This window comes from Acidovorax sp. FG60, from assembly GCF_057808995.1.
Genome location: NZ_JBMDJC010000031.1, coordinates 25,558 through 46,838, shown reverse-complemented (window position 1 = coordinate 46,838; position 21,281 = coordinate 25,558). Strand labels below are relative to the sequence as shown.

At 60.7% G+C, this 21,281-nt stretch carries 17 protein-coding genes; 16 read left to right on the top strand and 1 reads right to left on the bottom strand.

The features are described 5' to 3' along the window. Nucleotides 1-101: 101 nt before the first annotated feature. The 5 genes from ACODS0_RS26470 to ACODS0_RS26450 all read left to right on the top strand — a co-directional run bounded on the left by ACODS0_RS26470 (nucleotide 102) and on the right by ACODS0_RS26450 (nucleotide 3,631). Entirely contained in the window at nucleotides 102-1,025 is a 924-nt protein-coding gene (locus ACODS0_RS26470) for a DUF72 domain-containing protein (RefSeq protein ID WP_488838171.1), read from the top strand. Between the two features lie 238 nt (nucleotides 1,026-1,263). Further along, on the top strand, nucleotides 1,264-1,557 hold the full coding sequence (locus ACODS0_RS26465) for a DUF4148 domain-containing protein (RefSeq protein WP_488838169.1): 294 nt from the start codon (nucleotides 1,264-1,266) through the stop codon (nucleotides 1,555-1,557). A 366-nt stretch (nucleotides 1,558-1,923) separates the two neighbouring features. Beyond that, nucleotides 1,924-2,637: a DNA/RNA non-specific endonuclease gene (locus ACODS0_RS26460; RefSeq protein ID WP_488838167.1), complete on the top strand. Its 714-nt coding sequence runs from the start codon at nucleotides 1,924-1,926 to the stop codon at nucleotides 2,635-2,637. A 70-nt stretch (nucleotides 2,638-2,707) separates the two neighbouring features. Then, entirely contained in the window at nucleotides 2,708-3,019 is a 312-nt protein-coding gene (locus ACODS0_RS26455) for an HU family DNA-binding protein (protein WP_056057356.1), read from the top strand. Between the two features lie 150 nt (nucleotides 3,020-3,169). After that, the gene (locus tag ACODS0_RS26450; RefSeq protein WP_488838165.1) at nucleotides 3,170-3,631 is read left to right on the top strand and encodes a helix-turn-helix domain-containing protein; all 462 of its coding nucleotides are present in this window, start codon (nucleotides 3,170-3,172) and stop codon (nucleotides 3,629-3,631) included. Nucleotides 3,632-3,675: 44 nt separating this feature from the next. Here the strand turns inward: ACODS0_RS26450 and ACODS0_RS26445 are convergent, their stop codons facing one another. Then, complete coding sequence (locus ACODS0_RS26445; protein WP_488838163.1) at nucleotides 3,676-3,912, bottom strand: MbcA/ParS/Xre antitoxin family protein; 237 nt, start codon at nucleotides 3,910-3,912, stop codon at nucleotides 3,676-3,678. A gap of 129 nt (nucleotides 3,913-4,041) precedes the next feature. On the opposite strand from ACODS0_RS26445, the gene ACODS0_RS26440 reads away from it, so the two are divergent. The 11 genes from ACODS0_RS26440 to ACODS0_RS26390 all read left to right on the top strand — a co-directional run bounded on the left by ACODS0_RS26440 (nucleotide 4,042) and on the right by ACODS0_RS26390 (nucleotide 21,277). Next, nucleotides 4,042-5,187: a hypothetical protein gene (locus ACODS0_RS26440; protein ID WP_488838161.1), complete on the top strand. Its 1,146-nt coding sequence runs from the start codon at nucleotides 4,042-4,044 to the stop codon at nucleotides 5,185-5,187. A 349-nt stretch (nucleotides 5,188-5,536) separates the two neighbouring features. Then, nucleotides 5,537-6,379: a glycosyltransferase family 32 protein gene (locus ACODS0_RS26435; protein ID WP_488838159.1), complete on the top strand. Its 843-nt coding sequence runs from the start codon at nucleotides 5,537-5,539 to the stop codon at nucleotides 6,377-6,379. Then, complete coding sequence (locus ACODS0_RS26430; protein WP_488838157.1) at nucleotides 6,376-8,640, top strand: family 16 glycosylhydrolase; 2,265 nt, start codon at nucleotides 6,376-6,378, stop codon at nucleotides 8,638-8,640. The genes ACODS0_RS26435 and ACODS0_RS26430 overlap by 4 nt, the downstream gene beginning before the upstream one ends. Nucleotides 8,641-9,264: 624 nt before the next feature. After that, nucleotides 9,265-11,403 carry an ATP-dependent nuclease gene (locus ACODS0_RS26425; RefSeq protein ID WP_488838155.1) on the top strand — a complete coding sequence of 713 codons (2,139 nt, stop codon included), beginning with the start codon at nucleotides 9,265-9,267 and terminating at the stop codon, nucleotides 11,401-11,403. Beyond that, a complete protein-coding gene (locus ACODS0_RS26420) occupies nucleotides 11,403-13,181 on the top strand; it encodes a UvrD-helicase domain-containing protein (protein ID WP_121508516.1) in 1,779 nt (592 codons plus the stop codon). The genes ACODS0_RS26425 and ACODS0_RS26420 overlap by 1 nt, the downstream gene beginning before the upstream one ends. A 902-nt stretch (nucleotides 13,182-14,083) precedes the next feature. Then, nucleotides 14,084-14,413, top strand: coding sequence for a hypothetical protein (locus ACODS0_RS26415; RefSeq protein ID WP_233559555.1), 330 nt, complete (start codon nucleotides 14,084-14,086; stop codon nucleotides 14,411-14,413). 173 nt (nucleotides 14,414-14,586) lie between these two features. Continuing rightward, nucleotides 14,587-15,828, top strand: a complete 1,242-nt coding sequence (locus tag ACODS0_RS26410) for a TolC family protein (RefSeq protein WP_487255487.1) — start codon at nucleotides 14,587-14,589, stop codon at nucleotides 15,826-15,828. Beyond that, entirely contained in the window at nucleotides 15,825-16,457 is a 633-nt protein-coding gene (locus tag ACODS0_RS26405) for a hypothetical protein (protein WP_063459316.1), read from the top strand. The genes ACODS0_RS26410 and ACODS0_RS26405 overlap by 4 nt, the downstream gene beginning before the upstream one ends. Nucleotides 16,458-16,489: 32 nt before the next feature. Next, entirely contained in the window at nucleotides 16,490-17,620 is a 1,131-nt protein-coding gene (locus ACODS0_RS26400; protein ID WP_121508963.1) for an efflux RND transporter periplasmic adaptor subunit, read from the top strand. Nucleotides 17,621-17,634: 14 nt separating this feature from the next. Beyond that, nucleotides 17,635-20,781 carry an efflux RND transporter permease subunit gene (locus tag ACODS0_RS26395; RefSeq protein WP_121508519.1) on the top strand — a complete coding sequence of 1,049 codons (3,147 nt, stop codon included), beginning with the start codon at nucleotides 17,635-17,637 and terminating at the stop codon, nucleotides 20,779-20,781. A gap of 100 nt (nucleotides 20,782-20,881) precedes the next feature. Further along, a complete protein-coding gene (locus ACODS0_RS26390) occupies nucleotides 20,882-21,277 on the top strand; it encodes a hypothetical protein (protein ID WP_369801407.1) in 396 nt (131 codons plus the stop codon). Nucleotides 21,278-21,281: the final 4 nt, after the last annotated feature.

The following is a 21,281-nucleotide window of genomic DNA, read 5'->3' as shown; positions in this document are numbered from 1 at the left end:
CACAGCATCCAGGGTGCCACTGGAGCTAAGTGGATACCCCTTATAAATATACAGCTTTTGCCACAAAAGCGCATGTAGGATGAACCCAAGGAGGCCTCCCCATGGAGCACTCTTTCGCCCCCCATATTTCGGGCTTCAACCCCCTGGTCGGGACTGCCTCCTGGTCGGACAAGACCTTGCTCGACTGCGGCAAGTTCTATCCACCCACGGCCAAGACACCTGAAGCGCGGCTGCGCTTTTACGCCTCGCAGTTCAACCTGGTGGAGGTGGACACCAGCTACTACGCCATCCCTGCGGTCACCACCGCCCAGCACTGGGCAGAACGCACGCCTCTTGGGTTTGTGTTCAACGTGAAGGCTTTCAGCCTGTTCACAGGACAGTGGACCAGTACCGATGTCTTGCCCAAAGACATCAAGGAGGCTCTGGGGCCTGGGCGGCGCCTGGTCTACAAGGACATGGCGGCGGAGTTTCGGGAGGAGCTGTGGAAGCGCTTTGTGGCCTGCCTGGTGCCTTTGCAGGTCAACAACAGGTTGGGGCTGGTGCACTTCCAGTTCTCGCCCAAGGTGGTGCGCCACCCAGCTGCTGTGGCCCACATCGAGCACTGCGTGGAGCATCTGCCCGGTCACACCCTGAGCATCGAGTTCCGGCATCCGAGTTGGTGGGAGAACGATGCAGTGACGGCAGACACCTTGGGCCTACTCAGGAGCCTGGGCCTGGTCCACACCATTGTGGATGGGCCGCAAGGATCACCGCACAGTGTTCCGGCGATCTGGGAGACCACCCATCCCGACCATGCACTGCTCAGGCTCCATGGGCGCAATGAAGTGGCGTACGGGATGCCAGCCAAGTCAGCAGCCGAGCGGTTTGACTATGCGTACACCTCCGCTGAGTTGCAGGCACTCGCTCATCGGTACAGCCCGATTGCAAGGTCGGTGCGGTATCCGCATGCGGTGTTCAACAACTGCATGGAGGACAAGAGCCAGCTCAATGCGCGGGAGTTTTTGGCGGAGTTGAAGGCGTGCTGAAGGCCTGGTGAATTAAGACGCGAAGGCGCGGAGGTACGGCGTTAAAAGGTTCCGAAAGATTGTTTTGAATACTGGAACAGTTAGTTTGCGACTGGGTAGTTTTTCCCTGAACACCATCGGCGTACAGTTCATCCCATCGATGAGCCGAACCCGCAAGGCGACTCACCGAACCCGGTTCAGGAATGGTTTTTGACCCGGCTTTTTTGAGACGCTTTTTTAGCTTTTAAGGATTTTCATCATGAACAAGACTGCCCGTTTCCTCTCCATCGCCGCTGTTGCTGCTTTCGCCTCTTTTGGCGCCCATGCTGACGAAGCCGATGGCTCGCAATTTGCCCTGAAGTTCGACACGAACCGCACCCGCGCTGAAGTGCAAGCCGAAGCCGTCGTGGAAGCCAAGACCCACAGCATGGAACCCGCAGGCTCGCGTGTGGCGACCTACAAGTCCAACGCTGACCGCGCTGCCGTGCGCGCACAGGCTGCCGAAGCCGTGCGCACCGGCCAGATCCCCCACGGCGAATTCAGCGCCATGTAATTTGGCAGACCAACTGCTTGAGTTTGGTTGAAGCAGTTGCGGGACTTCCCATGGTGGTGGCACTTTGCATTTGCGGGTGCTGCTGCCGTGGGGAGTGTTAACTGAACCGCAGGGGCGGGCAGGCAGAAAGGGCTCCCTTTGGGGGCCCTTTCTGTTTGTGGACCCCATCTCTGCAAGCAGCTGTAAAACCCTGCGGGATCTGAGCATTCGGGCCAGAAGCGATAGGTGAACGGTGCTCCAATCGGGCTCCGTCAAATTCGACTCGATGTCTTCTTCTGTGAATCGTTTCTTCTCTTGGCCAGGCCGTGTGCACCTGGCAGCTGTGCTGGCCCTTTCTCTCGCTGGCGTTGCTCTCCCGAATCTTTCTTGGGCGCGTTCCCCTCAGTTCGACAGTCGGCTCTGCTCACACCGGAGCCCACCTCCTTTGCCCAGTGCCCGCAGTTCTTTGCGAATGGCACGCCACCGGCCATCACGCCCCGGCCGCAATTGCGCGAGCTTTGCTATGAAGCGTTTGCGGTGCTGCATTCCGGGACCACCAAGACACCGGTGTTCGTGGCCCAACGCTTGAACCGCAGGCTCATCGAGGACGCTGACGAGAAACGGGCGAAGCGGTTCTTTGCGGATGCACGTTTGCCCAGTGGCGAGCGGGCGGAGTTGGAGGACTACAAGAACTCAGGCTACTCCCGAGGGCACATGGCACCTGCGGGAGATATGCCGACGCCAACGGCGATGGCCCAGAGCTTCAGCCTGGCGAACATGGTTCCTCAGAATGCCCAGCACAATGGTGGTGCCTGGAACAAGATCGAGCAGGACACGCGGCACTATGTGAAGCGGGCTAAGGGCGATGTGTTTGTGATCACGGGGCCGGTGTTCACGGATGTGGGGCCACGCATCGGAGCCAATGGGGTGAAGGTGCCGACCTATCTGTACAAGCTCGTGTACGACGCGACCACCCAGCGGGCCTGGGCGCACTGGCAGGAGAACCGTGAGGGGGAGACGGTGGGGCGGCCAATCAGCTACCAAGAGCTGGTGAAACGCACGGGAGTGGAGTTTTTGCCAAGAAGTGCACTGCAGCATTGAGTCGCCGCAAGGGCCGTGTCAGCGGTGGGGTTATAAATCGGTCCTTTCCAACCTCTACACGTGAGCATCCATGAACCGCGCAGAACTCGTTGAAATCCTGGCTTCCAAGAATGACCTGTCCAAGACCGCAGCCAATGCGGTGCTGGAAACGCTGATCGATACCATCCAAACAGCAGTGAAGAAGGGTGATGCCGTGCAGCTGGTGGGTTTTGGGACTTTCAAGTCCGCCAAGCGTGCTGCTCGCACGGGCAAGAACCCATCGACCGGTGCTGCGCTGAAGATCCCTGCGAGCACGGTGCCGAAGTTTGTGGCGGGTGCCAAGTTCAAGGCGGTGGTGGATCCCAAGGCTGCCAAGCGCAAGGCGGACAAGGCTGGGAAGTAAATACAGCTCGTTCGGCCTCCACCGGAACAAACCGCCATGGGCTCGGGCCTCTGGCGGTTTAGTTTTTTGCGGAGGCGAAGAAGGATTGCGACACTAGCTGCGCACCAGCCCCTAAGCGCGCGATAAGGCGTCAAAGTTACCATTGGGCCTATGAATACGTTTTCAAATGCCTTTCGCGCTGAAGTGGTTCGAATGGCGCGCAAGGAGCTCAAGCCTGAACTGCAGGGCATGCGCAAGGCGATCACCGGCCATCGTTCGGAGATTGCGGCACTGAAGCGGGAAGTGAAGAACCTCACTTCGCAGCTCAAGACAGCTCGACGACAGACCCAGGTTGGGGGCGTGGCTGCGCCATCTGATCAGCCCAAAGTTTCGAAACGCGCCGCTCGCGAGGATTTCGTGTTCGCGCCGGAGATGCTGGCGCAGATGCGCAATGCATTGGGCGCCACCCAGCTTCAAATGGCGGCCCTGCTGGCCGTCTCTCCACTCTCGTACTCGCGGTGGGAGAAGGGGCAGGCTCACCCCCGAACCAAACAGCTGGCGAAGATTGAGGAACTGGTGAACATGGGTCCAGCCAAGGCCGAGAAGAAGATGCGCCAGGCTGCAAAGGCCTGAGGCCTAAGCAGCACCGCTTTCGGGAACGCGCGCCCCTGCCAGATCTATGCGAAGCTGCCTTTCTGGATCTGCAGAAGCGCTGCTTGGATCAACGCCAGCCCTTCGGGTTCTTGCAGTACATCCCACGGGCGGCGGTTTCCGAAGGCGGGGAGTGGCGCCACCAGCCACTCCTGCAGCCAAGCCTCGGCGTTGAAGCCTTCAGGATTGCCAGACTCCACCACGATCTGCTGGACCAGGTCCGTCAGAACTGGTGGGGGACGTACGTCGTTGGGGTGGGCCATGCCGCATTCTGGTCTCGTGCCCCGGCACTCGCAACCCTGGGGCTGGGCCTCAGTGTGAAGACTTCGGCCCGCGTGTTTGCCTACCACGCGCGTGTTAGATAACATGGCCGTGTTACTTTCATCGCCGCCATGCCCTCCTCCAAGACATCCCAAAGAACCGCACAAGCAGTGCAGCGCGTGGCTGGCTTGTTCGAATCCAAGGGTTGGAAGATCCAGGCCAGTGAACCCGGCAGCACGGGGCCAGACCTCGTCGTTCGGCGGCGGGGTAAGCGCTACGGGGTGGTACTCAAAGCCACATCCGAGGGGCGGGCGGACCGGGTGATTCCGCTGTTGTCCCAAGCCGTGCTTGAGGCCCGGGCATATGCCCTTCAGTCGCGTGGATTCATGCCCCTGGCCGTGGTGCATGTGGACCATGCGCCGAGAGCGCTCGTTGCCAATGTGATGGCTTTTGCGCAGGAGTTTGCTGCGGAGGTTGCCGTGGGCTTCGTGTCAGCGGAGGGGGCGAGCGCGTTTCTGGGGGAGGGATTGGAGGGTCTCAACGTCTCCGCACCCTACAGACCACGACAGGTCAGGGGCACTCAGATTCGCACGGACAACTTGTTTTCTGATCTGAACCAGTGGATGTTGAAGGTCTTGTTGGCGCCGGAGTTGCCAGAGGGGATGCTGAACGCTCCCCGGGGCCAGTACCGCAATGGGGTGGAGCTTGCGCGGGCTGCGCAGGTTTCTGCGATGACCGCCTCCAGGTTCTTGCAGCAACTGCGGCGCGAGAGATTCCTGCTGGAGTCCGAGGAGTTCCTCACGCTGGTGCAGAAAGAGGAGCTACTCGAGCGCTGGAGTTCAGTGGCACCGTACGGCACGGCAGATATGCCTGCACGGTTCTTGGCCAACATTCAAATTGAAGATCGTGTTCGAGAGCTCTTGAACAAAGTCGAAGGCGATGCCTGCCTGGGGCTTTTTGCGGCAGCGGATGGGCTCCGCGTGGGGCATGTGAGCGGCGTTCCCAGGTACATCTGCGTTCGTCACATGCCTCGGTTCAACCTGGCGACTCCGGGAAGCAATCCATGGAGTGCACTCCTGCCGTTTCCGAAGGAGGCGCCGCACGTGTTGCTGCGGGTGGCGAAGTTTCCGGAATCTACGTTTCGTGGGGCGGTACGGCGGGATGGGGTGATGGTGGCCGATGTGATCCAGGTCTGGCTGGATGTGTTGCATCACCCGACCCGGGGGCAGGAGCAGGCGGAGCACATTTTTAGGAAGGTGCTACGGCCTTTGGTTTGAAGCGACTGTCGTGCACATCGCGAAAAACAGGATGAACCGACGATCACTTTGCAGCGGTTGCTGCCCATCGCCAGAGGCGTCCGTCTTCACGCTGATGGTCACAAAGCAGAAGTTGTCTCACGAAATGGGCAGCCGCTAGAGTGACTGGTGTGTGAGGTACTGCCGTCATCGAACCTAAAGAGCCCCGTCTTGTGCCAGACGAACGACTGCTTTGAAACCACTCCGTTGCAGCACCATGGCGCGCATGTCTCAACGACACCACTGCATCTGATCGCGCGGAATTTTTCGTTCGAACGAGCCCCGCCTGCTGTTACAACCCTTGTCAGACGATCCACTGACAAGCGCACCCATGCACCAAGAAGATGACAGCCCCGGCCATCACCTGCAACGATCAGACTTCATTCGACGGCTTGTTCAAGCATCACCACCATCCATGGCCCCGGAGAATCAGGGACCATCCATGCCCCGGCGAATCGTGCAGTACTGGCATGACCTGCAGGCGCTGCCGGCTGACGTGCAGGAGTGTATGGATTCTTGGTCGAGGTGGGGATCAAGCGGATTCGAGTACCGTGTCTTCGATGCGCGCAGCGCGGCTCGCTTCATCGAACAATCGCTGGGAAAAGACTATCTGCGGGCGTTCATGCGCTGCTACCACCCCGCGATGCAGGCCGACTACTTCCGGTTGTGCTATCTCGGCATCAATGGCGGAATGTATGTTGATGCTGACGACGTGTGCATTTCCAAGGACATCTCGGAGCTGTTCGTGGGAAGCGGCGTTAAGGTTCAGCCACTTTGCTATGACATCGCATCGGACTCGATGGTTCAGAGCGAGGTCTTCCTGCAAGCGGGAGCCAACCGGGAAGGTTGGATTTTCTACGTCAACAACAACCCTTTGATCGCTTTCGAGGGAGACCCAATCGTCAGCCGAGCACTTGAGCGTGCAACCCTGCGCTTGAACTTTGCAGCTGAGGGTGAGCTGCCGGAGATCCAATCGACGACCGGCCCGGGCAACCTGTCGCGCATCATCTTTGAGCTGGGCGCGCGATGCCCTGATGAGCACCGGGTGACCATACTGCGAAACTGGGACTCTATCGGCATTGCCAAGTGGCCGCTGGGCTATCGTGCCGACGGGAGAAACTGGCGAATATCCAATGGGAAGCGCTTCGCCTTTGATGGGGAGGGGGCGCCATGAACCTATTCGAGCCACTGAGAGGCATCCGCCACCTGTTGCACACCATGTTTTTTCGCTTGCGCGTACTGTTGCCCAAACAGAAGGCCGTCGCATTCGGCCCCGTAGGCGGTGGCCACCCGAGCAGGATCAGCGACATTTATGCGATCAATCTTGATCGGCAGCCACAGCGGCTGGTGGCTGTTGCCCGGGAACTGGATCGGATCGTGGATTGCACGGGGCAACCATTGTCAAAGCGACTCATCCGGCACGCAGCCTGCGATGCGCGGGCCCTCCCGGCCGCGACGCTTGCTGGTGTCGATGTCGAGCCCTACTACACGCTTGCGGATCAACTGTCCGTCGACCCGTACCCGCAATTGCTACCGAACACGTTCGATCTGACTCGCCCGATCCGAATGAGCAATGCAGAAATTGCGGTGGCCCAATCGCACATTGATATCTGGAAGAGGATTGCCAGTTCTGAGGCGCAATACGCGCTGGTGCTGGAGGATGACGTTTGGTTCGAACAAGGCTTTGGCAGCCTTGTCGACACAGCGTGGGAGGAGATGCGGGATCGTGATGGGACCGATCCTGACTTTGACGTGCTCTACCTGTCCTTCAAAGAGGTAAAGCACGGTGCTCCTAAGATTGCGCTCTCGCGCAGCGTCTTTCGACCGGAGCGCGGGCTTTGGTATCTCTCGGGGTATGTGCTGTCCAAGCGCGGCGCCCAGCGGCTCCTTGCACGTATGCCATGCCGCGGACCGGTCGACCTTTGGATCAATCAGCAGTTCCCAGTGATAGACGTGCGTGCGCTGCGCCGCTCTGTCATCCCTCAGCGAGTCGATTTGCTGTCCACGAACTCCTACTCGATTCTCCCCGTCCTTAGCCAGATCGGGATTCTTTCCGATGCAACGCCTGGTACGTTTCATCAGCGTCCGACGGAAACACCGGTGTTCGCCTTCGGCTCTCGGAACGCGGGCCTATCCTCGCTGGCTATAGCCTTGTCGATGTTGGGCTATCGCTGCTGCAGTGACTTGGACGACCTCCCGCCTGTGGAGCGAGGCCGCTTGCTTCGAGGTCAGCGTGGACGCGTTTTTGATGCCTACGTCAATATCGCAGCACTTGAGCCCCACATCGCGCAACTCAAGGAGAGGTATCCTGGAGCGAAGTTCATCATCGTCGGCGAGATCCCCGAGAACTTGCCACTGCCCCCTGAGGGCATCTTGCACCAGTGTGCCGCTCCAGAGGGCTGGACGGTGCTGTGTGAGTACCTGCGCATGCCGCCACCAAGCGCTAGCTATCCGCGCGCTGCGGAGCGAGGGGTTCGTCGTCTTAGCCCTCCTGCGGCCGCAAGTGAAAGACTGGCAAGAGGCAAGCGGCTGGAACACGATGCTTCGCCATGGGTTGCCCCGCCATCGCGCCATTGGCATGGTATCGACGTGGAGCTACGCGAGCCGGGGCCGAGGTCGGTGGCATCACGAGTCCGGTTTGACGACCACTTGAGCGAACTTGACGTGTCTCGTTGGCTGCCGCGCGACGATACGTTCCCCGGGAACCTCGCACTCTTCAGACCTGGCAGCGTGCGCATTCGGCCTCATGGCGGTTTAGAGCTGGTGGTCGCAAATGCGTCGCTTGGTGTTCGTGATCTAAGCGCGGGCGCTGTTTCCAGCCGAGGCCGGTTCCTGTATGGACGTTTTGAGGCAACTCTGCGAGCGACCAACGCTCCTGGTTTGGTCTCGGGCTTCTTCCTCCACCGAGATCTTCCGCGCCAGGAGATCGATGTGGAGATCACGGGTAACCGTCCAGACCAGATGCTGACCAATGTCTTCTTCAACCCAGGCTGCGATGGTGCAAAGTTTGACTACGGTTACCGGGGGACGCCGTTTGTCATCCAGCTCGGGTTCGACGCCTCTGAGGCGTTCCACACCTACGCAATTGAGTGGGCACCTGACCAGATCCGATGGTTCGTCGACGATCGCCTTGTGCATCGGAGAGTGATCTGGGACCCTACGCCGATTCCAGATCTGCCCATGACGCTGCATGTCAATACGTGGCCGACACGTTCCGAGGAGCTTGCAGGACGACTTGTGCGCGAGTCTTTGCCGGCAGTCGCTGCGATTCGGCGAATCGTGGTGGATGCGAACAGCGCGGAAGCGCAGGGCGATGCCATCTCGGTCAGGAAAGACTTGGTGCGGATGGTAGATTCGGCGCAAGAAGGTAAGCCGCCGTCTAAGGGAGATGGATCTGCTCATTGGGACGCCCATGTGAGAGATGAAACCTATTGATCAAGCATGGTCGGGGACGCTAACGCACTGATAGTTTGCTCCCTGTGGAGGCATCACGGCCTGGGGGAGGCCTCTCTGCGCACTCTGACTTCCCAGCGGGGGCGCTTTCCGCGGCGGATATACGGTCAGGTCAACGGTATGGCTTGTCATGGCCGAGAACGGGCGTTGCCAAGCTACCCCACAAGCGGGAAATGAGCCAGAAGTGCGATGCGTAGAAGGCCAGCTTCGCTGCGGCTCCTCGTACTCACGCTGTCAGCCAGTAGCGGCCTTCGTGGGCGTCTGCTTAGAGACACTTCGTCGCGCGGGACACCTACGGTAATCCATCGCTGTTGTCGCGGCAGCGATCTAAGCCAGCTGCGGGCGCAACGCGTTAAGTGCCTGTCAAGCACGCGGCGCACCCACATGTCGCCAATTCATGTGCCGATGGTCTAGCAGCGTCGTAGTTCTGCACAGACGTCAGTTGGGACGATCAACGCCCATCCTGACCGGACATTGTTGTGGGGGCTCCTCTTTCCATACTGGATTGAGGCATTCGGCCGCCAGTATGGCGCCCTCACCGTCGCTGCCACGCTACCATGGCTTACAAATAGACACTGGCATCCCAGGGAGCAGGAAGTCAAAGCCATGCACATATCCAAACTCAAGCTGATCAACTACCGGAACTTCAAGAACACCAGTCTGACGTTTCAGCGCGGCGTCAACACCATCATTGGAGAGAACGGCGCGGGTAAGTCCAATATCCTCCGCGCCATCCGGCTGCTCCTGGACGACAACATGGTTCGCGCAGCTTATCGGCTGGAAGAGTCCGATTTCAGCCGTGCGCTGGATCAATGGCAGGGCCACTGGATCATCATCAGCATGGAGTTCGAAGACCTCAGCCCCGATGAGGCGGTTCAGGCGCTTTTCTTGCACGGCACTGCTGAAGTCCACGCAGGACCGATTTCTAAGGCCACCTACAACCTGATCTTCCGTCCCAAGAAGGAGATCCGGCTGAAGCTGGCAGCCCTCGACGACTTTGACGATGCGGAGTTGAAGGCAATTCGGGATGGCATCACCATCGACGACTACGAGACCATCTTCACTGGCCGAAGCAGCGCTGATTTTGGTGATCCGGCCACGTATCAACGGATCGTCGGAAACTTCGACGTTTGTTCTTTCTCTGAAGAAACCGAGTTCCCTGAGATTGGGGCCAAGGTGCCAGGATTCCTGTCCGTCACCAAGGAGGTTTCACTTACTTTCATCCAGGCGCTTCGGGACGTCGTAGCTGAGTTTCACAACAACCGCACCAATCCACTGCTCACCCTGCTCAGGAGCAAGAGCGGTGAAATCGACGCAGCGGCCCTGGTGCCGATCGTGGACAAGGTGCGTGATCTCAATGGCGCCATCGAAGGACTCGAGGACGTGCAGTCGGTGCGCAAGCACATCCGAGAGACGATCAAGGACACTGCCGGCGAAACCTACTCCCCGACCTCGCTGTCGATCAGGTCGGATCTACCCGAGGAAGCGGAGCAGTTGTTTCAGTCACTGCGTCTGTTCATCGGGGAATCGGAGGACGGATATGAAGGGACGATCAACGAACTCAGCCTCGGCGGCGCCAATCTGATCTACCTAACCCTCAAACTGCTGGAGTTCAAGTACCAGCGAGAGAAGATGGCGATCGCGAACTTCTTGCTCATCGAAGAGCCCGAAGCGCATATACATACCCATATCCAGAAGACGCTGTTTGATCGCATCGCCTACGAGGATGCTCAGGTCATCTACACGACTCACTCCACACACATCTCCGAAGTGAGCAACGTGAGCAACGTCAACATCCTAGGTCGACGCGGCGCATTCTGTGAGGCATACCAGCCGGCGACCGGACTGGATCCTGCTCAGGTGACAAGCATCCAGCGGTACCTGGACGCAGTGCGAAGCAACCTACTGTTCGCCAAGAGCGTAATTTTGGTGGAGGGTGACGCGGAAGAGATCCTGATCCCTGTGCTCGTGAAGAAGGTCCTGGGCTTGAGCGTGGACGAGTTGGGGATCAGTGTCATCAACATCCGCAGTACCGGCTTCAAAAACGTCGCGGTCCTGTTCCACGACATCCGGATCCGCAAGCGGTGCGCGATCGTCACTGACTTGGACACGATCTTCTTCGACACAACGCCGAATGCGGCGGATGGCGACGCCTTGGCCGCCAGGAAGCGCAAGGCGATTGGTTCGCAAGCGGCTGGGGCGCTGCGAAAAATTGATTTGGATGCATTTGCCGTGGGCAACGCCTGGGTTCAGAGCTTCTACGCCACACATACCTTTGAGGTGGATCTGCTCGGCTCGGGCAATCATGAAGCCATTGTGCGCACAGTAGACAAGGTCTACAAGGCGCCAGCGACGATCACGCAGGCAACCACCGATCTTCGCTCGGGCCTCATCGACCAAGGTGGCGGTCGGACCTTGACGATGGCCGAGCAAGAAGGCAAGGGGTGGTTTGCCATCTTGCTCGCGCAAACGCTGGATCATCAAGCCGTGGTGCCCGGCTACATCCGAGACGCGGTGCTGTTTGCGCATGGCCCGTTCTCGCGACCGCTGATCATGCGAATCCTCCGTCATCGAATGAATCGCATGTTGGCTATCGACCGAGCTGCGCGTCCGCGCTTGACGGCATTCAATGCTGAGGTGGAGCGTTTCGGGCGCTCGGAGATAGATCTGCCGACCCTTCGTGCCGCAGCTGCAACGGCGTTACCTGGCGACGTAGTCCATGCGTTCCTGGCGGAGATGGCTTGATGTTTGTCTGGGATGCCACGGAGCTCAATCCTGAGCAAGCGGCTGCAGTAGAAGAGCCGTCGAGCGTCTTCCTGGTCGCCTGTCCAGGCAGCGGAAAAACGCGTACCCTGACGTACAAGATCGCGTATGAGCTGTCCCGGCGCACGGATAAGCGCATCGTCGTGGCCATCACCTATACACACCGTGCCGCTGACGAGATTCAGGAGCGAATCGAAGCCCTCGGAGTCGATACCACCGCCCTGTGGATCGGAACCATTCATTCGTTCTGTCTCGAATGGATCATCAAGCCTTACGGGATCTATGTCCCGGAGCTGGCTCGTGGGTACACGGTCTTGGACCGACACGACCGCGAGAAGATGCTTGAGCGACTGTGCTCACAGTACCCCGGCGTGACTTTTTATGACTGCGACTATTACTTCGAAGAAGACGATTACCGGCTCGGGTGCGCCGACACCTGGAAGCATGACACGATCCACCAAGTGCTGGCGGGGTACTTTCGAGAGCTAATGGAAACGAGACGAATCGATTTCGAGTTGATCCTCTGGTACTCCCAGGTACTGATCCGAAGTCAGCCGCATATCGTGGCGCTGCTCTCCCAAGTGTTCTCATATGTCCTCGTCGATGAGTACCAGGATACGAAGCGGATCCAATACAACTTGGTGGGGGCCATCCTGCGGGCGGGTGCCGGTAGCACCAAGACGTTCATCGTAGGAGATCCCAATCAAGCGATTTACGGATCACTTGGCGGGTATGCCATTTCAGCGGCGGACTTTCGCGCGCTCACGGACATTCCAATTCGGGAGATGACGCTGCGTTTGAACTACCGCTCAAGTGCGAGGATCATCGGGCACTTCTCCAACTTTAATGTGCACGCTACCGACATTGAGGGAGCTGGCAAGATGGTTGGCTTTCCGAGCCAAGTCTCCTACAACCGCCTCGTTGCGCACGAAGATCTTCACGATGAGCTCGTCAGGCTCATCCAAAAGAGCTTGGCCGACGGACATGCACCCGAAGAGATATGCGTGCTGGCGCCGTGGTGGATCTTGCTGGCGTCTACCACCCGAAAACTTGTGGCACAGCTCCCCGACCAGCAGTTCGACGGTCCGGGATTGGTGCCGTTCAGCAATGATCCCGACAACTTTTGGTTCAAGCTCTCTAAGATCTTGCTGACGGAGTCGTCGCCCCAAATGCTCGTGCGACGCATGCGATGGGCCAGGGACGTCATTGCCGACCTCCGCGATTTCGGCGTCGACACGTCCAGGATCACGCAGCGTTCGCTGCTGCGGGAGTCCAACTCTCTCGCCATTGCCGAGACAGACGGCTTGGCGTATCTGGACCAGGCGTTCGCAGCGTTACTGGATCGCCTGCTGATCGAGCTGAATGCTTTCCCCGCGCTGGTGGAGCATCGCGAGGCATTCTTTGCGAGTTCCCAGGCGCGGCTGGAGAGGCTGCAGAACTCTGGTGCCAGCTACATCACCGATCTGTCGTTCTTCAAGAAGGTGTTCCGCGAACGGACCGGGATCACCGTGTCGACCATTCATGGGGTCAAGGGCGCCGAGTTTGACGTGGTCATCGCGTTCGGTCTTCTTCAGGGCATGGTGCCCCATTTCAGTGATTCCGACGGCGATGTCGCCGCCAGCAAGCTGCTGTATGTCCTGGCCTCGCGCGCTCGAAAGCACTTGCACCTCATCTCGGAGGCCGGTCGCTCACGCGGAAGATATGGGAGCTACCAGCCCACCGAGGTTTTGGCCCGCTGTGAATTCGTTTACAACGGATAGTGAGGGCGGCGCATCTACCGCAAGAGCGGGTTAGTCCTGTGTCCATTACCTGTAAAACCTAGCTTCGCGCAAGCGAGATGGTGGGCCCACAAGTAAGCTAACGGCTGCTATCGGGGAGGCGCCTTGGCGGTACGAGCGCCGCATCGGGTCGGGAGCTGCTGCACCGTCCTTATAAGAACCGTCGATCGTGTTCTGCCCACCTGTATCGAGCATCAAGTGGCAGGTCTCGGGAGTACACCGGTCATACAGCCTTCTAACCGCCGAATGACCGGTGAAGAGCGCCGTCGCCGCTTAGGTCACATCTATCGAGCGGCTCTCTTCAGCCTGAATCAGACATTCACGCTGTCTCAAGAGCAGACGCTGACCGAGCACAGTCCGAATACTGGCCCAGGAATTCCCGTCGCGGACTTATCTCGGGCCACTGAGCAGGGAAAATCGGAACGCTTCCCTCGTGGCCACGACGCCATGAGCGCCCAACAGGGGCCATGACACATGAGTTGTGGAGAGCATTCCATCAAACGGTGGAAGACTATTTGCGGTCCGTTACTCTGGCTGACTTGGTGGAGCGTCATCTCGCTACTGGATGTGCCGTGGAGGAACCACCTGGGGCGGCGCCAACACCAAAACGGCTTGCTCCGCCTAAACGGCAACTTCCGCGTGAGAATGCGCCAAACTCAGTTTTTGCGCTGGGTGCGGCCATACGCACGAGATCGTGACGCGGGTCCAAGGGGGATCTACACCGTACGGATTCCTCGGTGCCTCTGTACATGGCTGCAAGACCCCTGATACCAGGTGTTAGATGTGGGTTTCTGCGAGACAGGCAGCAGTCTGCGGCTATCATTGCGACGAATTTTCAATTGCCTGCTTCCAATTTCATGCGCCGACTGCTCGCAGTCATCCTGTTGAGCTCCTTCTTCTGCCAGGCCTTCGCAACGGCCCGCCAGACGGCTGCGTTCGACCACGAGGGCGAGTTCCAGGCGGTGCATGCTGAAATGCATCTGGAAGGCTCCGCCCACCACCATGATGAACACGGTGTGGCGCACCAAGACGATTCCCAGGAGTCCATCCAGCACATGCTGGCGGACGCAGGCCCTGGGACTGCAGCACTTCTCCACTTCCCGCAACTGTCGCTTCCTCTCGACCGCTCACCCGCACCGGCCGTGACCGCCGAATCCGTCAGCCCGTCCCCTCATCTGGACGGTTTACGACGACCTCCCCGACTGATTTCCTGATCCACCCTTAGCGCCGCGCTTTCCACACGAAAGCGGGGTTGTTCATCGGTGCGGTACTACTTTGATCAGGCGCTGATGCGTCAACGATCCTGGTTTGCCGCCTTTGATCGGTCAGGAATCACGTGCGTTTTGTTATTTCCGGGCTTGCGGTGCGTTGTGCCGCAGGCTGTGCTTTGAGCTGCGTCCTCGTTGGCGCTGCGGTTGCGCAGTCCAATACCGCCCCATCGCTTTCAGCCACGGCATCGCCCGCGGCTCCAACACTGGCACAAGCTACGGAGGCCGCATGGCAGCGTGCCACCCAGGCGAGAGAAGCCGAAGGTCAGACACAGCGGGCTGCTGCCGAACGGGCGGCTATCTCCAGTCTGTGGGCTGCGCCCCCCGCACTGGAGTTTTCCTACCGAGACGACCGCTGGCAAACGTCGGCAGGACGCAGGGAAGCCGAGGCCGGCCTGGCGTGGCCGCTGTGGTTGCCTGGGCAGCGCAATGCACGCGGCGCTGCTGTGGCCGCCGACGCAGAGCTGTCCCAAGCTGCCGTTCAAGCGGGGCGCCTGCATTTCGCGGGACTGGTGCGGGAAGCCGCCTGGGGCATTGCCGCGCAAAAGGCCGGGTCCGACCTGGCGGACGCCCAAGTGCGATCTTTGCACGAGATCTCCGACGACGTACGGCGCCGTGTCAAATCGGGTGATCTGGCCCACGCGGATGCGCTTGCCGCTCAATCCGAGGCTCTGGCTGCGCAATCTGCACAGTTGGCTGCACGCCAGCGCCTGAGCGCCAGCCAGTCGCAATGGATGACCCTGACGGGCATAGCCCTGGCGCCTGATCTCACGTCTGTCCCGGTTTCTGATGGTGCCGCAGTTTCACCAGGCGGGGCGCACTTCGCCGTTGAAACGCACCCGGATGCGCGTGTCGCTGCATTAACGGTTGAACGCGCACGCAAGCGGCTTGACGTGGTGGCCGCCACACGGCGCGACCCGCCTGAACTGCTACTGCGTATCCGGCAAGACATTCCTGGTAGGGGCGAGTCGGCGCAAAACAGCATCGGGGTCGGCCTGCGGATTCCCCTGGGCACAGCGAGCCGCAACCAACCACTGCAAGCTGCAGCACTGAGTGAGCTGGATGTGGCGCTGACCACGAAACAGCGAACCGAGGAGCGGCTGGCTGCTGATGCAGCGATGGCGCAGGCTGCGGTGCACACGGCCGAGCAGCAACTGGAGGCGGAGCGCCAGCGCTCGGCACTGCTGAGGGAGCGCGCCTCCCTCATTGACCGATCTTTCAAGGCTGGAGAAACCCCGTTGCCCGAGTTGTTGCGCGCGCTCGCCGCAGCTACCCAGGCAGACACCAGTTTCGCGCGCCAGCAAGTGGCACTGGGCCTGGCCCTCGCGCGCCTCCAGCAATCTCTCGGAATCCTTCCATGAATCTCTTGAATCTATTCCTCATCGGCTACCGCAGCATATTGCTGGGGGCAGGCTTTGCCGTGCTGGTGCTTTCAGGTACACCCAGCTATGCCGCGCCAGGCGCGCACGGCCCCAATGGTGAGCACCTGGACGCCCCCGCTCAAGCAGGGGCCAACAGCGGCTCCGTTCCCAGTTTTGAGGCCCGCTCGGAAGCCTTCGAGCTGGTGGGCCGGCTGCAGGGCGGAGAGTTGTCCATCCTGATCAACCGCTTTGCCACCAACGAGCCCGTGCTCAACGCCACGGTCGAGGTGGAGACGGGCAATCTCAAGGCGCCTGCCAAGTTCCATGCGGACATGGGGGACTACGCCATCGACGATGCCAACATGCTCAAGGCCCTGGCGGCGCCCGGTGACCACCCCATGGTGGTCACCGTACTGGCGGGCAATGACTCTGACCTGCTTGACGGCACCCTCACAGTCGCCGGTGCCGTGCTCGATGACCATGGTCACTCCCACGACGACGGTCACGCCCATGGGCCCTCCCGCACGGTGTGGCTGGCTCTGGCCCTGGCCGTCTTGGCAGCGGTCGGTTGGTTCTTTGGTCGCAGGCCCAAGGCTGCAGGCACATCTTCCAAAGGAGATGCGCTGTGAACTCATTGATCCAAAAAGCCAAGGCGACCCGCATGCTTCACGTTCTCGGCCTGACTGCCATCGCGTGCATCGCGGCGATGTTCCCACCTGTTGCCGTCGCAGCGCCAGGTGCCCATGGGCCGAACGGTGAGCATCTAGATGCCCCCACGGCGGTCAGCGCATCCGGTTTGATGCGGTTGCCAGACGGCAGTGTCAACGTTCCGATGCTCGCCCAACGGCGCCTGGGTATCCGCACACAGTTGACCCCTGAAACCCAGGCCGCCGCCACCATCGAGCTGTCAGGCCGTGTGGTCGTGGACCCCAATGCGAGTGGTCGTGTCCAGGCGATCCATGGGGGACGGATCGAAGCGGGACCACGCGGTCTGCCGGTCGCCGGCCAGACCGTGCGGCAAGGAGAGGTGCTGGCCTATGTGGCCCATCACGCCGAGCCTTATGCCCAGGCCAACCAGCAGGCCCAGCTGGCCGAGTTGCGCAGTGGCCGGGAACTGGCCGCACAGCGGGTGCAGCGGCTGCAGTCCCTTGAAGGCACGGTGCCGCGCAAGGAGATCGAGGCCGCACGTGCTGAGCTACAGAGCCTCACCGCGCGCGAGAAAAGCATTGGAGCGAGCCTGGCTGCCAGAGAGGCCTTGCTGGCTCCCGTCTCCGGCGTGATTGCCAGAGCCGACGCAACCAAAGGCCAGGTGGTTGAGGCCCGCGAAGTGTTGTTCGAGGTGATTGACCCTGCACGAGTGTTGGTGGAGGCCACTACGGCAGATCCTGGCTTGCCCGCACGCACGGGTACAGCCCACTTGCAGGGGGTGCTTGGCGTCAAGCTGCAGCTGATCGGCGCAGCGCGCAGCCTGCGTGATGGCGTCCTCCCGATGACTTTCAGGGCCGTCCCGGAGCAATCGGGCACAGCCTTGCCGCTGGCGGTCGGACAGCCCGTCACCGTCGTGGCCTCGCTGAACGAGCAGGTGAAGGGCTTCGTCCTGCCTGCGCAGGCCGTCGTGCGCAACAGTGCCAACGAGCCGGTGGTCTGGATCAAGTCCGGTGCAGAGCGCTACATTCCCCAGCCGGTGCAGTACCGGTCCCTGGACGCCGCCACGGTGGTCGTCACGCAGGGCCTGGGCGCTGACAACCGCGTGGTGGTGCAAGGTGCGCCGCTGATCGCACAGATCCGCTGAACGGAGCCCACGCAATGTTCAATTGGATCGTAAGGAACAGCCTTCACAACCGCCTGTTCGTCCTGGCGGTCGCGGCGCTGCTGATGGTCTACGGGGCCATCACCGCATGGCGCACGCCGGTCGATGTGTTTCCCGACCTCAACAAACCCCTGGTCACCGTCTTGACGGAAGCAGGAGGTATGGCACCCGAAGAAGTCGAGCAACTGGTGACCTTCCCTCTGGAGACCGCGCTCAACGGCATGCCGGGGGTCACGCGCGTGCGCTCCACGTCCGGCGTGGGCCTGTCCATCCTCTATGCCGAGTTCGATTGGGGGACGGACATCTACCGCAACCGCCAGCTCGTGGCGGAGCGCCTGGCACTGGTGCGGGAGCAACTCCCCGGAGGCATTACGCCCGTCATGGGACCGGTGTCTTCCATCATGGGCGAAGTCATGCTCATCGCACTGCCGTTGGCAGCAGGCGATGGTAAGGCCGCCGCAGCGACACCCATGCAGGCCCGTGAGTACGCGGACTTCGTGCTGCGCCCAAGACTTCTGTCGATTCCAGGGGTGTCTCAGGTCATCCCTATCGGCGGTGAAGTACGTCAGTTGCGGGTGGAGCCTGATACCGCGCGCATGGCGCAGTTCAGGGTGACATTGACGCAGATCGAGCAGGCCCTTCGAGGCTTTGCGGGGAATGCGGGAGGTGGCTTCATCGACCTCAACAGCCGTGAATTCCTCATCCGCCACATTGGCCGCACCAGCCGTGTCGAAGACCTGCAGGGCGTGGCCGTAGCCTGGAAGGACGGCCGAGCCATCTTGCTGGAACAGGTGGCCAATGTCCGGTTCGCTGCCGCCATGAAGCGCGGTGACGCCGGATACAGCGGCGTGCCTGCCGTCATCGTCAGTGTGCAAAAGCAGCCTGCGGCCGATACCGTCAAGCTCACCCACGCCATCGAAGCGGCGTTGGGGGACCTCAAACAAGGGCTGCCCGTGGGTTTGGCTGCTCCGAAGGTGTTGTTTCGCCAGGCGGACTTCATCGAGGCGTCTATCGGCAACGTGACCGAGGCTCTGCGCGATGGCGCCATCATGGTGGCCATCGTGTTGTTCGCCTTCCTGTTGTCCGCGCGAACCACTTTGATCTCGCTCGTGGCGATACCCTTGTCGCTGGCCGTGACAGCCATGGTGTTCCGGTTGATGGATCAGTCCATCAACGTGATGACCCTGGGCGGCCTGGCCATTGCCATTGGCGAACTGGTAGACGATGCGGTGGTGGACGTGGAGAACATCCTGCGCAGGCTGAAGCAAAACCGTGCCCAGGGCAATCCTCTGTCCATGCTGGAGGTCGTGCGCCGGGCGAGCGTGGAGGTCCGCTCGGGCATCGTCTACGCCACCGCCATCGTGGTGCTGGTGTTTGTGCCGCTGTTTGCGCTGCCGGGCATCGAAGGGCGCCTGTTCACGCCCCTGGGCATCGCCTACATCGTGTCAGTGCTGGCCTCGATGCTGGTCTCGATGACAGTAACGCCCGTGCTGTGCCTTTACCTGTTGCCGGGGATGAAACGGCTGGACCACGGTGACAGCACGTTGGTAGCCTGGCTCAAGCGGCGGGATGCGCAAGTGCTCAGCTGGTCGTTTTCTCGCGCCAAGGTGCTGATGGCTGTCGCTGCACTGGCGGTAGCTGCAGCAGCTGCAAGCGTCCCGTTTTTTCCACGCGCCTTTCTGCCTGCCTTCAATGAGGGTTCGCTGGTGCTGGGCATGGTGTTCAACCCAGGCACTGCGCTGGCGGAAGCCAATCGCATGGGCGCGTTGGCGGAGACGCTGATTGCTGAGGTCCCCGAGGTCACCCAGGTGGGGCGCCGGACGGGGCGGGCCGAGCTGGATGAACATGCCGAAGGCGTGCATTCGGCCGAGATTGATGTGGACCTGAAGCGGTCCGCCCGGGACCGCGAGGCCGTGATGGCAGACATCCGTGCCCGTTTGGCCGTCCTTCCAGCCCAGGTGGCCATTGGCCAGCCTATCTCCCACCGCCTGGATCACCTCTTGTCAGGGGTGCGGGCGCAGATCGCGCTCAAGATCTTCGGCGACGATACGGACACCTTGCGGGGCCTGGCCGAACAGATGCGCCAGGGACTCTCGGGCGTTCCAGGGCTGGTGGATCTGACCGTGGAAAAGCAGGTGCTGATCCCCCAGATCACGGTACGGCTGGACCACCGCAAGGCCGCGCAGGTTGGGCTGTCTCCTGGCGAGGCGGTGCGGGTGCTGCAGGCCCTGACGGATGGTGCCCATGGTGCGCAGATTGTGGACGGCCTGCGCCGCTATGAACTGGTGCTGCGCCTGCCCGATGACAAACGCAGTCCTCAGGATCTGGCTCGCACGCTGATCGACACGCCTGCGGGGCAGATACCGGTGTCTGCCATCGCCACGGTCCAGGAAACCGATGGCCCCAACCAGATTGGCCGAGAAAACGGTCGTCGGCGCATCGTCGTTTATGCCAACACGGACGGCTCCGACATGGGCCGAGTCATTGCAGACATTCGTGCGGTGATGGCAAAGACGCCATTGCCACCGGGGACCTTTCTGAGTCTGGAAGGCCAGTTCCAGGCCCAGGAGCAAGCGATGCAACTGATCGTCGGCTTGTCGCTGGTGTCTTTGGCAATGATCTTTCTCGTTTTGTATGTACGCTACAAGTCGGCGGTGTTGGCCGGGATCATCATGGCCAACATTCCGCTGGCGCTCATCGGCAGCGTGGCCGCGATGTGGCTGGCGGGGGTGAGCCTGTCCGTGGCCTCCATGGTGGGCTTCATCACGCTGGCGGGCATTGCCACACGCAACGGGATTTTGAAGGTCAGCCACTACATCAACCTGTGCAAGTTCGAGGGTGAGGTCTTCGGCCAACCCATGGTCGTGCGCGGCTCGCTGGAGCGGTTGACCCCGGTGTTGATGACGGCGCTGGTGGCTGCCTTTGCGCTGACCCCGCTGCTGCTGGCGGCCGATGCACCTGGTAAAGAAATCCTGCATCCGGTGGCGGTCGTGATTTTTGGTGGACTCGTCAGCTCGACCTTGCTGGACACGCTGCTGACGCCCGTGATGTTCTGGCTTTTCGGCGAAAGTGCCACCCGGCGCTTGATTGAGGGCAGCAGCGCGCAAGCCGAAAGCGAACCCATAGGCCAGGAGGCCTTCTGATCCCAGGCTCCAGCTTAATTCTCACCCACTTTTTGATAGGCCTTGGTGCGCTGCCTTTTGAAGCGCGCCAGTGAAACAAACTCAACGGAAGGAAACCCAAATGACCATGAAAAAGAACTTCTCCCAACTGCTGGCAGCCACCGCAATCGTGATGGCATCCCTGACAAGTGCGCCTGCTGCAATGGCCCATGGTGCAGCCGAGCCTGCTCACGGCGGCGTGGTGCAAACCGCCTCCGACCTGTCGTTCGAGTTGGTCGCCACCGCTGACGGCGCGGCAATCTACATCGTGGACCACGACGAGGATGCGGACGCATCCAAGTTTGGCGGCAAGGTCACCGTGCTGAACGGCACTGAAAAGGCAGAGGCGCCCCTGAAATCTGCAGGCGGCAACAAGCTGGAGGCCAAGGGCGTGAAGTTGGTCAAGGGCACAAAGGTGGTTGCGCTGATCACGACCAACAGCAAAAAGACCGTCACTGTACGATTCACGGTGAAGTAAGGCC

Excerpts from the sequence above, each read along its gene's own strand:
- ACODS0_RS26470 (WP_488838171.1), top strand. The coding sequence starts at position 102 with ATGGAGCACTCTTTCGCCCCCCATATTTCGGGCTTCAACCCCCTGGTC.
- ACODS0_RS26465 (WP_488838169.1), top strand. The coding sequence starts at position 1,264 with ATGAACAAGACTGCCCGTTTCCTCTCCATCGCCGCTGTTGCTGCTTTC.
- ACODS0_RS26455 (WP_056057356.1), top strand. The coding sequence starts at position 2,708 with ATGAACCGCGCAGAACTCGTTGAAATCCTGGCTTCCAAGAATGACCTG.
- ACODS0_RS26450 (WP_488838165.1), top strand. The coding sequence starts at position 3,170 with ATGAATACGTTTTCAAATGCCTTTCGCGCTGAAGTGGTTCGAATGGCG.
- ACODS0_RS26445 (WP_488838163.1), bottom strand. The coding sequence starts at position 3,912 with ATGGCCCACCCCAACGACGTACGTCCCCCACCAGTTCTGACGGACCTG.
- ACODS0_RS26440 (WP_488838161.1), top strand. The coding sequence starts at position 4,042 with ATGCCCTCCTCCAAGACATCCCAAAGAACCGCACAAGCAGTGCAGCGC.
- ACODS0_RS26435 (WP_488838159.1), top strand. The coding sequence starts at position 5,537 with ATGCACCAAGAAGATGACAGCCCCGGCCATCACCTGCAACGATCAGAC.
- ACODS0_RS26430 (WP_488838157.1), top strand. The coding sequence starts at position 6,376 with ATGAACCTATTCGAGCCACTGAGAGGCATCCGCCACCTGTTGCACACC.
- ACODS0_RS26425 (WP_488838155.1), top strand. The coding sequence starts at position 9,265 with ATGCACATATCCAAACTCAAGCTGATCAACTACCGGAACTTCAAGAAC.
- ACODS0_RS26420 (WP_121508516.1), top strand. The coding sequence starts at position 11,403 with ATGTTTGTCTGGGATGCCACGGAGCTCAATCCTGAGCAAGCGGCTGCA.
- ACODS0_RS26405 (WP_063459316.1), top strand. The coding sequence starts at position 15,825 with ATGAATCTCTTGAATCTATTCCTCATCGGCTACCGCAGCATATTGCTG.
- ACODS0_RS26400 (WP_121508963.1), top strand. The coding sequence starts at position 16,490 with ATGCTTCACGTTCTCGGCCTGACTGCCATCGCGTGCATCGCGGCGATG.
- ACODS0_RS26395 (WP_121508519.1), top strand. The coding sequence starts at position 17,635 with ATGTTCAATTGGATCGTAAGGAACAGCCTTCACAACCGCCTGTTCGTC.
- ACODS0_RS26390 (WP_369801407.1), top strand. The coding sequence starts at position 20,882 with ATGACCATGAAAAAGAACTTCTCCCAACTGCTGGCAGCCACCGCAATC.